Source organism: Mucilaginibacter sp. PPCGB 2223, assembly GCF_001705515.1.
In the GTDB taxonomy this organism is placed as follows: domain Bacteria; phylum Bacteroidota; class Bacteroidia; order Sphingobacteriales; family Sphingobacteriaceae; genus Mucilaginibacter.
Genome location: NZ_MDJS01000001.1, coordinates 1,284,082 through 1,296,260, shown reverse-complemented (window position 1 = coordinate 1,296,260; position 12,179 = coordinate 1,284,082). Strand labels below are relative to the sequence as shown.

At 43.1% G+C, this 12,179-nt stretch carries 10 protein-coding genes and 1 other RNA gene; 7 read left to right on the top strand and 4 right to left on the bottom strand.

Translation table 11 applies throughout. The features are described 5' to 3' along the window. Nucleotide 1: 1 nt before the first annotated feature. The gene (locus BEL04_RS05560; RefSeq protein ID WP_066001077.1) at nucleotides 2-1,009 is read left to right on the top strand and encodes a type IX secretion system membrane protein PorP/SprF; all 1,008 of its coding nucleotides are present in this window, start codon (nucleotides 2-4) and stop codon (nucleotides 1,007-1,009) included. Here BEL04_RS05560 and BEL04_RS05555 read toward each other — a convergent pair whose 3' ends face one another. The 3 genes from BEL04_RS05555 to BEL04_RS05545 all read right to left on the bottom strand — a co-directional run bounded on the left by BEL04_RS05555 (nucleotide 1,010) and on the right by BEL04_RS05545 (nucleotide 4,849). Beyond that, a complete protein-coding gene (locus tag BEL04_RS05555; RefSeq protein ID WP_066001071.1) occupies nucleotides 1,010-1,588 on the bottom strand; it encodes a nitroreductase in 579 nt (192 codons plus the stop codon). Between the two features lie 27 nt (nucleotides 1,589-1,615). Beyond that, nucleotides 1,616-2,236, bottom strand: a complete 621-nt coding sequence (locus BEL04_RS05550; protein ID WP_175404002.1) for a TlpA disulfide reductase family protein — start codon at nucleotides 2,234-2,236, stop codon at nucleotides 1,616-1,618. A gap of 180 nt (nucleotides 2,237-2,416) precedes the next feature. Beyond that, a complete protein-coding gene (locus BEL04_RS05545; protein ID WP_066001066.1) occupies nucleotides 2,417-4,849 on the bottom strand; it encodes a thiamine pyrophosphate-dependent enzyme in 2,433 nt (810 codons plus the stop codon). 136 nt (nucleotides 4,850-4,985) lie between these two features. Here BEL04_RS05545 and BEL04_RS05540 point away from each other — a divergent pair, with 136 nt between their 5' ends. From BEL04_RS05540 to ssrA, 4 genes are all read left to right on the top strand, one after another. Beyond that, the gene (locus tag BEL04_RS05540; RefSeq protein WP_066001061.1) at nucleotides 4,986-5,417 is read left to right on the top strand and encodes a DUF1573 domain-containing protein; all 432 of its coding nucleotides are present in this window, start codon (nucleotides 4,986-4,988) and stop codon (nucleotides 5,415-5,417) included. A gap of 139 nt (nucleotides 5,418-5,556) precedes the next feature. After that, nucleotides 5,557-5,982, top strand: coding sequence for a DUF1573 domain-containing protein (locus BEL04_RS05535; RefSeq protein WP_066001059.1), 426 nt, complete (start codon nucleotides 5,557-5,559; stop codon nucleotides 5,980-5,982). A gap of 126 nt (nucleotides 5,983-6,108) precedes the next feature. Beyond that, nucleotides 6,109-7,305 (top strand): pyridoxal phosphate-dependent aminotransferase, encoded by a 1,197-nt coding sequence (locus BEL04_RS05530; protein WP_066001057.1) that lies wholly within the window; start codon nucleotides 6,109-6,111, stop codon nucleotides 7,303-7,305. Between the two features lie 107 nt (nucleotides 7,306-7,412). After that, nucleotides 7,413-7,780: a transfer-messenger RNA gene (ssrA, locus tag BEL04_RS05525) on the top strand. An 87-nt stretch (nucleotides 7,781-7,867) separates the two neighbouring features. Here the strand turns inward: ssrA and BEL04_RS05520 are convergent. Continuing rightward, nucleotides 7,868-10,039: a UvrD-helicase domain-containing protein gene (locus BEL04_RS05520; RefSeq protein WP_217493601.1), complete on the bottom strand. Its 2,172-nt coding sequence runs from the start codon at nucleotides 10,037-10,039 to the stop codon at nucleotides 7,868-7,870. A gap of 186 nt (nucleotides 10,040-10,225) precedes the next feature. Here BEL04_RS05520 and BEL04_RS05515 point away from each other — a divergent pair, with 186 nt between their 5' ends. Continuing rightward, nucleotides 10,226-11,692, top strand: coding sequence for a glycoside hydrolase family 5 protein (locus BEL04_RS05515; RefSeq protein WP_083227775.1), 1,467 nt, complete (start codon nucleotides 10,226-10,228; stop codon nucleotides 11,690-11,692). After that, nucleotides 11,689-12,096 (top strand): hypothetical protein, encoded by a 408-nt coding sequence (locus tag BEL04_RS05510; RefSeq protein WP_066001055.1) that lies wholly within the window; start codon nucleotides 11,689-11,691, stop codon nucleotides 12,094-12,096. The genes BEL04_RS05515 and BEL04_RS05510 overlap by 4 nt, the downstream gene beginning before the upstream one ends. Nucleotides 12,097-12,179: the final 83 nt, after the last annotated feature.

Below are 12,179 nucleotides of genomic sequence, written 5' to 3'. Positions count from 1 at the left end.
AATGAAGAGAATTTGTACTATAGTTTTGTTTGTTATTATAGGTTTACAGCTACATGCACAGCAAAGGCCGCAGTATACCCAATATGTGTTTAACCCCATTTTGGTGAACCCGGCTGTTGCGGGTATTGAAAATTATACCGATGTTAAAGCTGGCTACCGCAGCCAGTGGACAGGCTTGCAAGGCGCCCCTGTTACTTCCTTTTTTACGATAAATGCCCCGCTTGGCAGCAATTTCCTTGAAGGGGATGCCACCCAAGCGCCATCAAACGGCGAAAACCCGCTGGGGCGGTCGTTTACCCAAACCTATATGGCTGCCGAACCGCACCACGGTATCGGTTTAACCGTGGTTACCGATAAAGCGGGCCCTATACGCCAAACTAATTTCGATGCGACCTATGCTTACCACATCGGCCTTTCGCCAACCTTAAACCTGGCTGTGGGCGTATCGGCAGGTGTATCCAACTATACATTAAACACGGCAGAGGTTACTACAGAGTTTTCCGATCCGGCAATAAACGGCGGTAATTATAACCAGTTCAAGCCCGATGTTGGCGCAGGTTTATGGGCTTACTCATCAACTTATTTTATCGGCGCATCGGTACAGCAATTACTGCCCCAAACTATCAGCTTCAGTAGCAACTCCCAGTATAACCAGGGTAAAACTGTACCTCACTTTTTTTTGACCGCAGGTGTTAAATTGTTTTTAAATGATGATATTACCCTGTTGCCATCGGTAATGGTTAAAGAGGTTAACCCGGTACCTACATCTTACGATATCAACCTGAAAATGGCTTTCCGCGATCATTTCTGGATAGGAGCTGCTTATCGCCAGCAGGACGCTGTAGCCGCGCTGGTCGGCTTTAATATCGGCTCATTTTTGAGCTTTGGCTATTCGTACGACTATACGACCTCGAACCTCAATACGGTTAGCAACGGTACTCACGAAATTGTGCTGGGTATCTATCTCAACAACCGTTACAAGGTTACCTGTCCGCAGCACACATTTTAATCAGCCAATCCACTTAACTTTTTTATCCAGGGGTATGGTGCGTTCGCCTGTTGACTGGCTGTCGGTATAGCCCAGGTACAAGATACCCATTACTACATCTTCGCCTTTAAGGTTTAAAAACTCTTTCATTTCGGGTTTGTAAGCCATGCCGCCGCTGCCCCAGTAACTGGCTATACCGAGTTCGGTAGCGCCGAGCAAAATATTCTGCATAGCGCAGGCTGTTGCAGCAATTTCTTCCAATACGGGTATTTTAGACAAGGGGCCGCGTTGCATGATGCCGATGATGACATGCGAAGCCTTATCGCCCATATGGAGCAGTTTTTCATAATTAAACTGCATGAAATCCTGGGCCGGTGTTTTGTCACGATACAGTTCGGCATGTTCGGCACAAAAAACTTTTGGATCGGCATAAACCACAAAACGCCAGGGTTCGGTATTGGCGTGCGTAGGCGCCCAGTCGGCCAGTTGCAGTAATTGCCAGATTTGCTCATCGGGTATTTTTTTACCATTCATCATCGGCGGTTTGGTGGTGCGCCGGGTTTTGATGATATAAGATAGGGAAGAGGTATTGTCAGGCATAGTGTAAAAATGTATAAGGTAATTGTATTATTCTGCCAATGCAGTTTTTATCGCAATTTTAAATTCGGGTACTTGGTTCACCAACGAGAATTTAATGATGTGATTCTTATCGGTAACCACAAATGCAGGCAATTGCCTGTTTTGATAGGCGTCGATTATCTTACCGGCGTTATTGATCAGCCGGGTATGCTCCAGCGGTTTGCTCTTCATTTTTGCTGCTACAGTAAGGTCTTTATCCCGGGTCAGGGCTAAAATGATAATTTTGTCGGGGTTGTCTATCTCCTTAAAATAATCGTTTAAAGCGGCGAAGCTTTCGGTGCAGGGCGGGCACTCGACCGACCAGAAGATCAAAACGATCACCTTATTATCCAGTTCCTGTTTGGTGGCAGCGTCGTCCAGCAAGGGCTTAATATCCAATTCTTGATTTTCCTGTAACAGGGGGCTTTTGTTAACATAAAACGATCTCATCCGTTCAAACCGCTGGGCGCGCTCTTCGGCAGTCAGCTTTTTGAGATAGCGTTTCGCATCTGCGTCAGTCGGCATACCATCAATCCGGATGGTATAACTGCCGGTATTTAACAGTTTTTGATATTGGTAATATCTTAGCGGCTTATTGTTTTCGTCGTAAACTACCTGATTTGTATCCAACGGCGTTCGCGAAGTGGTTGTTGTGGTGCGTATATAGGTTTTTTTTGTTTCTGTTTGAGCAGAACAATTAAATACAACACACAATAAAAAACAAGTAAGTAATAATGATAGGTTTCTCATGATGATACTAACATACCTGTTTTGACAAATAAAACAGGTATGTCAGATCGAATTTTTTGATCAATATATCGCCGGGAACTGGTCCGGATTGGTTTCGCCCATCATTGCGTAAACGGCTTCGATCACATCTTCGTGCGATGGCTTGCTAAAATAATCACCATCCGAGCCATAAGGCGGCCGGTGTTGTTTGGCCGTCAGTGTACGCGGCTGCGAATCGAGGTTATAATACCCGTCCTGCGCTTCCAGTATATGCTGTAAAATATAGGCCGAAGCGCCGCCCGGTACATCCTCATCCACAATCAGCAGCTTGTTGGTTTTCTTCAGCGAATCGACACAAATGTGCTCCGTATCAAAAGGGTAGAGGGTTTGCGGATCGATGATTTCGATATCGATGCCGATTTCTTCCAGCTTGGCTGCTGCTTCCTGTACAATGCGTAATGTAGAGCCATAAGATACAACGGTGATATCTTTGCCCTTGCGCACTATCTCGGCTTTGCCCAAAGGCACAGTGAACTCGCCCACATTTTCGGGCAGGCGTTCTTTTAAACGGTACCCGTTAAGGCATTCGATCACCAGGGCAGGTTCGTCGCTGCGCAACAAAGTATTATACATACCGGCAGCCTGTGTCATGTTACGGGGTACACAAATGTGTATGCCCCTCAGAACGTTAAGAATAAAACCCAGCGGCGAGCCCGAGTGCCATATCCCTTCGAGCCTGTGCCCGCGGGTGCGGATGATTACAGGAGCCTTTTGGCCGGCTTTGGTACGATAGCTCAGGCTTGCCAGGTCGTCGCTCAAAACGTTCATGGCATACATCAGGTAATCGAGGTATTGAATTTCGGCGATAGGGCGCAAACCGCGCATAGCCAGGCCCATACCTTGCCCGATAATCGTCGCTTCGCGGATGCCGGTATCTGTAATACGCAGATCGCCGAATTTTTGCTGCAAACCAGCAAAACCCTGGTTTACATCGCCTATGGCGCCAACGTCTTCACCAAAAGCCACAATACTTTTATCCCGGTTGAAATTGGCTTCGAAGCAGGCATTCAGCACCTCGCTGCCATTGATACTCCTGGCATCTTCAGCATAAATAGCTGGTACCACCTGTGCATTCAGCGGTGAATATTTTGATTCGGAAAAAAGCTTGGAATTAAAGCGCTCTTTATTCTTTTCATTCTCAACCTGTACCCATTCTAATAACTGGTTCCGGGCTTCCGAACTTTCTTTAACGGTAAGTAACAAAGCTTTCCGTGCGGCCGATATTACCTCACGGCGGCCGGGATCAATGCTTTCTGTCAATTCGTTGGCGATTTTTGCCAGTTCTTCGTCATATGCCGATGCTTCGGCTATGCGGTTTATAAAGCCAACGGTCTGGTCAAGCTCAACCTTAATGTCGCTGCTCAATTCGCTCCAGGCTTCGCGCTGGTAATTGCGGACAGTCTTTTTAGCGTTTTCTTCCAGTTCATCAAGCTCCTGCGGCGTGGCTATGGCCGATTCGAGCATCCATTTGCGCATTTGCAACAAACAATCGTGCTCATCTTCCCAGGCCAGGCGTTCTTTTGATTTATAACGCTCGTGCGAACCGGAAGTAGAGTGGCCCTGGGGCTGTGTCATTTCGGTTACGTGGATCAGTACCGGGACATGCTCTTCACGGCAAATTTTGATGGCGCGTTCATATGTTTCGCATAAGCCGACATAATCCCAGCCGCGTACTTTAAAAATTTCATATCCGTTGGTGCCGTCTTCGCGTTGAAAACCCTTTAATATTTCGGAGATATCTTCTTTAGTTGTCTGGTATTTTGCCGGCACTGATATACCATAAGCATCATCCCAGATAGAGATAGCCATAGGCACCTGTAAAACACCGGCTGCATTAAATGCTTCAAAAAAAAGGCCTTCTGAGGTTGAAGCGTTACCTATAGTGCCAAAAGCAACTTCGTTACCGTTAACCGAGAATTTTTTAAGATAGGATAGTTCTTTATTCTGCCTGTACAATTTAGAAGCGTACGCCAAACCCAGCAAACGCGGCATGTGTCCACCCGTTGTTGATATATCCGACGCGCAATTCATCATCTGCGTCAAATCATTCCAATCGCCGTTTTCATCAATGGATCGTGTAGCAAAATGGCAGTTCATTTGCCTTCCGGCCGATGACGGATCTTTGGTAATATCGGGGTTAGCATATAACTGGGCAAAAAACTCTTTTAAGGTAGTCATGCCTGTAGCAAACATAAAGGTTTGGTCGCGGTAGTAACCCGCACGCCAGTCGCCCTTGCGGAAAGCCCTTGCCATAGCCAGTTGCGCAACCTCTTTGCCATCGCCGAAAATACCAAACTTGGCCTTACCCGTAAGCACCTCGCGACGGCCTATCAGGCTGGCCTGGCGACTTTCAAAACCAATGCGGTAATCGTTGATAACAAGCTGCTTAAAGTCTTCAAAACTTAATGATGCAGCGTTGGGTTTATTAGTTAGGTTAACTGCTGTTTCGAGCATATATAATTTGGGTTACTTGGCAAAAGTATAAAATTCTATTTTGCTTACACTATACTATACTGTCAAACTAATGTTTTTTTGAATTGTTCTTTTACGATTAAATAATTCAGTATATTTGTGTATCTAACGCAAGAATATGAAAAAATTAATGATTTTATGCGCGGTAATTTTAGGCTTTACAATTACAGCATCGGCACAAACAGATACCAAGCCTGAGTTTAAATTTAATGAGGAAAAACACGATTTTGGTAAAATACCTCAAAATAAACCAGTTACTACCGAATTTGCTTTTACTAATATAGGCGAAGAGCCATTAATTTTAACCAATGTGCAGCCAACCTGTGGTTGTACCATTGCCGATTACACTAAAACGCCTGTTAAAAAAGGCGATAAAGGTATCATCAAAATTACGTACAACGCTGCAAACCCTGCACCCTTCAGCAAAAGCATTGTAGTGACTTCCAACGCCAAAACACCAACCAAAGTGTTGATCATTATGGGCGAAGTTATTCCTGCTACGCCGCCATCAGCACCTACAGGTACGGCTACAACAGGAACGGTTCAATAATTGATAGTATCCATACCGAATTTATATAGGCTCTTTATCAAATACGACAAAGGGCTTTTTTTTGCCTGGTACATAATAAAAGCAACCTATTGTCTGTTTTAACGTATAATACAGAAAAGTATCTTTAATCAATAAGCAAATGAAAAAACTGATGATGATCTGCGCCGTTGTACTGGGCTTCGCCTTTACGGCATCGGCACAAACAGATAACAAACCCGAGTTTAAATTTACTTCGGAAAAATATGATTTTGGCAAAATTCCTCAGGGTAAACCGGTTACAACTAAGTTTGAATTTACCAACATCGGCGAAGAACCCCTGATTTTAACCAATGTACAACCAACCTGCGGCTGTACTATTGCCGATTATACCAAAACACCCGTTAAAAAGGGCGACAAAGGCCTCATCACCATAACTTACAACGCCGTAGCAGTTGCGCCGTTCAGCAAGAGCATCGTGGTAACATCAAATGCTAAAACGCCTACCAAAGTTTTGATCATTGCAGGCGAAGTAGTTGCCCCTGCCACACCTGCGCCAACAGGAGCAGCCACGGGTACAGCACCGTAATTATATTGTAAAAATATCCGAAGCCCTGCTCGTTTTAAGCAGGGCTTTTTGTTTTTAAAGCGGTAATACAAACACAGGCCATTGAAATGGCTATGCAGCCTTGCCGCAAATTTGTAGTTTTGTAAAATGCCAAAAATTTCAAACAAGGGTATCGCCATGCCGGCGTCGCCCATACGTAAACTGACTCCATTTGCCGATAAGGCTAAACGCGACGGAAAAAAAGTATACCATCTCAACATCGGGCAGCCCGATATCGAAACTCCTGAAGGTATGCTTAACGCGATCAAGAACATCCCATTTAAGGTTTGGGCTTATACAGCATCCGAAGGTACCTTATCGTACCGTACCAAACTCGCAGCGTATTATAACAAGTTAAATTATAATATTACACCCGATCAGATCATTGTAACCACCGGCGGATCGGAAGCGATTATCATTACGATGATGACCTGCCTTAACCCCGGCGACGAGGTGATCATCCCCGAACCGTTTTATGCCAATTACAACGGTTTTGCCTGCCAGAGCGATGTGGTAGTGAAGCCTATCCTGTCGCATATCGAAAATGGTTTCGCGTTGCCGCCGATAGCCGAATTTGAGAAAGTGATTACCGATAAAACAAAGGCGGTCATTATTTGCAACCCTAATAATCCGACAGGATATTTGTACTCGGAAGAAGAGCTCCGGGCCCTTAAGGAGTTGTGTTTGAAATATGATCTGTATCTGTTTAGCGACGAAGCATACCGCGAATTTTGCTATGATGGCCGTACCTTTACCTCGCCGATGCACCTGGACGGGCTTGATGACAATGTGGTTGTTTTAGATACGGTAAGCAAGCGTTATAGCGCTTGCGGCGCACGTTTAGGTTGTATGATCACGAAGAACAAAGAAATCCTGTCGGCAGCGTTAAAATTTGCGCAGGCGAGGCTTAGCCCCGGCATGGTTGAGCAGATAGCAGGCGAGGCCGCTGTTGATACGCCCGACGAATATTTTACTGCCGTTAATACCGAGTACACCAACCGCCGCGATATTTTGGTCGAGAGCCTTAATAAAATGGATGGCGTGTTTTGCCCAAACCCGGGCGGTGCATTTTATGTGGTGGCCAAATTACCTATCGATAATGCCGATAAATTTTGCCAGTGGATGCTGGAAGAATTTAGTTATGACAATCAGACAGTGATGATGGCTCCGGCTACAGGTTTTTACAGCACTAAGGGGGCAGGTACCAACGAGGTGAGAATGGCATACGTTTTGAATACAGATGATTTGAAGAAAGCAATGACATGCCTGGAAGAAGCTTTGAAAGTGTACCCGGGAAGAAAGTAGTAGCAGTGGCAGTTTTTAGTGGCAGTAAGGAAGTTTTACTGTAACAAAATGCGTATCTTTGTAAACTTATCGCTACTACTGCAACTCAGTACTGCCACTAATAAGATGGGGTCGACCGGAATTGACAGGATGGAGATAAGTATGTAAGCATGCAGCGCGTTGGGTGAATTAGCGCTTTAATCTGAACGCTCAAACTTTCAAATGGCGAAAATCAATACGCCTTAGCTGCCTAATTTAGAATTAGAATAGCTTTTGTCCCGTCGTTGTTCTGTTTCATTGCAGCGGCACCAGGGGCATCGAAAAATGAAACTGGCTTGTTTGGGGTACGGCAAACAGGTGAGAAACAGTACCTAAGGATGCGGTACAGGTAATCGGTTAACCTTCTTCATCCCGACAATTAAATAACAGATAAGCATGTAGAAAGCGTACCTTATACCATGTTTGGACGAGGGTTCGAATCCCTCCGGCTCCACAAAACAACAAACCCCAGCCAAAAGGCTGGGGTTTGTTGTTTTGTTTCTAATGGTTCTGAAAAGTTTAACCGGAATTGCTGGGGTTAAGTTTATTTGTCATTATTTTCCTCTTTGTTTGTTTTCTCACCGCAATATGGGCAAACTACCCAAAGATTTTCAAGTTGGCTGAAGCATTTGCTGCAAGTGATTACTTTTTCTACGACAGATTTGATCGGCGTACTTGTCTTAACAGTAAATATCTCAGGAATTTCTTTCAAAAAACTTGATTCATTTCCTTTTTCCGTGATTAAGAATAATTTGTCCTTAGCCCTGGTTATTGCAACATAAAACAGCCGCCTTTCCTCTTCTATAAGCAAATCGTGGTTTGCCTTTTTAATCACATGAAAAATTCTGTCTTCTAACCAGATGTCAGGGAATCCACCGTGACCCTCCTTTAACCCAATTATAAAGACAACTTTAGCCTCTAGCCCCTTGGCAGCATGAATTGTTTTTGAAGAAACTTTAATGTGCTCATCTTTAAAACGATAAAAGTAAGGTGCAAACATTTTACTTCTTCGGTATAGAAATAGAATGTCCTCGTTATTTAACCCATCTTTCAACAACTCTTTCACTTTATCAAAACAGAACTGAATATTTTCCTCCTCAGTTGCCCCGGAGTATACAACAATCTTATGTTCAGATCTTTTTGAAGCGTAAACATCTTTATCAACTTTAAACTTATTATGTTTAATAACTTCGTTACTTGCACCGACAATATTTTGGGTGCTGCGATAATTCAAGTTAAGTTTGATAGTTCGGGCATTGGTAAAATGACTTTCAAATTCAACTATGTAACTTACATTAGATCCCCTGAAACCATAAATACTTTGCCAATCGTCGCCAACACAAAAAAGTTGCGTGCTCTCTGTAAGTAAGAGTTTGATTAGCTCAACTTGCAGGTTGTTTACATCTTGAAATTCATCAACCAGGATGTATTGATATTTATTCTTATATCTGTTAGCTATATCAATATGATTTTTAAACAGTGAAGTACTTGTCGAAATTAAGTCGTTAAAATCAAGATAAGATTTATTAGTACAGTAATGATTATATTTTTTTACGATTTGAATTGCCAACTCATAAAAGTTGCGCACTCTTTCGTGTTGGTCTTTTCTTGCTTTTTCTAAGACAGTGTCTATGTCGATGTTCTCAACTTTGATCATGTCGGTTATGCGAATGACCTGTTGAACAAAGTCTTTTACATCTTCCTGATAGCCGTGAAATTCTTCTTTGAAATTTATTGAAACGGTTTTGTGATAATCGGCAGGCAAGCGATTTTTTACAATGTTATCAAGTGTGTGGTTGAACAGAGCAGAATCTTTCGTCATGCTCTCATACGTTTTTACCAATAACAGATTCCCCTTTTTGAATTGTTCCTCCTTGTCTCTCATCGGATAACTTTTATCGCTGATATGCTCAATATAAAGATTAGCATCAGGAATGTAGAAATCTGGGGTAAAAGAGAAATCTTTAACGTTTAATAAAGGTTCATATTCAAATTTGATACTGTGCCGATAAAACCAATCTGCAATGAATTGTTCGGATTTAGAACGGACTTTAGTTCCGTTAAGTGTAGTAAAATACTTTCCATCTTTTGGCAAATATTGAGGGTCGACTTGTTTTAAATGAATTTTATCTATCAAATAATCAAGTATATACCGTTTGAGCTGCAATAAATATTCTGTATTTTCACATTGTTCGATCAGCAATTTGTGCATTACCTCGAAAACTATCTCCGGCGCAGCATATTTTGAAAGCTCCTCTTCCGCATCTTTTTTTTCATCACCGATAATTCGAAACTTGTTATCAAACTCATTGACTCCGTAATTGCGAAGAATTGAAAAACAAAAACCATGAAACGTCTTAATTGTCAATCCTTCAATCCATTTATACTTTTTCTGTTGAGTAAATCTTTCTTGTTGTTTATCAGCAAAACTTCTTCTCTTATCAAATAGTTGCCTTTCGTATCCACCACTTTGGTCTGCCGAAATGATAAGCCGATCGATCATTTCGTTTGTTGCATTTTTGGTGAACGTGATGGCGAGAATATTTGAGGGGCTTACGCCCTTTTCTTCAATAAGGTAAATGAGTTTTTGTAAAAGTGTTTTTGTCTTGCCCGATCCGGCGCCAGCTAAAACTAAAAGCCGCTTGTCTTCACTGATAACCGCTTCGCGTTGGCTTTCGTTGAGTGAGCTTAAATCTGTTTTGATCGCTATTGTCACAGTCAAACTAAATTTTTTGTCAAGATAGAATATTATATTTGTTAATAGGTTATTTTTTACTTATTTCATACCATACAAGTCTGAATTCGGGTCGCGAAATTGTCAGTAACAGAAAAGGCTGGTTGGATGTGAATAAATTACCCGGTTCTGCATATATTTTCTGAGCCTAATTTAAACCTAAAAACAATGATACCAGCAAAACATCTACTGCTATTTATTCTTCCGGCCCTGTTATTTACTTCGTGTTCTGACAATAATAAAACCTCGCCGGGTTCGGGAAACGAGAACCGGCTCCGGGTTTCGGGTGATCAGATTGTCAATCAAAAGGGTGATACCGTTTGTCTGCGTGGTTTTGGATTGGGGGGAATGCTCCACATGGAAAATTTCATTGACGGTTACGCGTCAAACGAAGAAACGATGCGGGAAGGGCTGAGGGCGGTATTGGGCGAAAAGAAATACAATCTTTATTTCGATACGTTTCTTAAAAGCTACTTTACCGAGCCTGACGCAGCTTATATACAGCACCTTGGGTTAAACTTAGTTCGCATCCCCATTAATTATCATCTTTTTGAGGATGATATGAATCCGGGCGTTATTAAGGAAGGCGCATTTGCCTACCTCGACAGCGTAATAGCCAGATGCGCAAGGCACCATATCTACACCATCATCGACCTGCATGCCTTACCCGGGGCGCAGAATCAGCATTGGCACAGCGATAACCCTACCCATGTTGCGTCCTTCTGGATACACAAGGAGTTCCAGGACAGGGCCCTGCACCTGTGGGAGGTGATAGCCCAACGGTATGTAAACGAACCCTGGGTAGCAGGATACGATTTGATAAACGAGCCTGCCGAACCAACCGGCGAAAAGCTCTTCCCGTATTACAAAAGGTTGCGGGATGCCATCCGGAAGATCGATGCCAATCATATCCTCTTCCTGGAAGGAGACAGCTATGCGGCTGATTTTAGCAAGTTTACCGAGGTATGGGATAACGTAGTATACGCTAACCATGATTATGCAAGCCCGGGTTTTGGTGGAGAGTATCCGGGCTACAACAATAACCGGTACTACACGAGGGATACCATTGAAAAAGATTTTCTCGCTAAAAGTCAATTCATGATCTCACATCATGCGCCGATATGGGTAGGGGAGTTTGGCCCGGTTTACACCGGCGACCCGCAAAAAGATGAGGTGCGCTACCAGGTGCTGAAAGACCAGTTAGCCTACTATCATAAATACAAAGTAAGCTGGTGCATCTGGCTCTATAAGGATTTGGGCTTGCAGGCTATCATGTACCAGGATAAAAGTACGCCCTACCGAAAACTGATCTCAAAATTCCTGGCCCGCAAAGATTCATTGGGCGCCGATGCATGGGGCTCTAACGATAAAAACATCAGGCAGGTTATAGATCCGTTGGAACAATTGTTCGCTAAAGAATTTCCGGCATATAACCCTTATCCCAAAGGTCAAAAAAGGGAAATAGCGCTGCTGGTGCGGCATATTCTCATAGCTGATGCGCTCGTGCCCGAATATTGTAATTTGTTCAAAGGCCTGTCAGACGAGCAACTGACCGCACTTGCACAATCATTCGGTTTTAAAAATTATGTGAAAAGAACCAGGCTGGAAAATATTCTGACCGGCCGGGAAAAATGACAGGCATCAGTGCAGGTTTAGGTAAAAGGATTCCGGATACCTCACCCTTTCTGTCTTTCGTTGTTAGCATTTATTTCGGCGGCAAAGGAATTAATCAGGCCAGAAAGGATGGTTTTACCTCGAACTGGAATATAACCGGCACAAAGCAATATTTCGATTGGCAAGCAAAAACCTGTTTTCTTGGTATCATTTTTTTTATCATCAATGTTTTTTGTGGTAAACAAAAAGCAGACGATTTGAAAATCAATCTCTCAAAAGAAACCGTGCTTGTCTCGAAGCTAAAACAGAACGATTCTTTAATAAATGTCAAGGTTTTAAAATTGGAAAACACGGTCGATAGTTTAAAGAAAAAGATTGCAACAGCATATACCGTTAAGCGTCCATGCTCAAATGATATCCATTAAGCGCGAGGGCCATCTCACTTGTAAAATTCTTATCCCTTTATAACACCCTGTAACCGCAAACTACTATTGCATCTACACCAAAA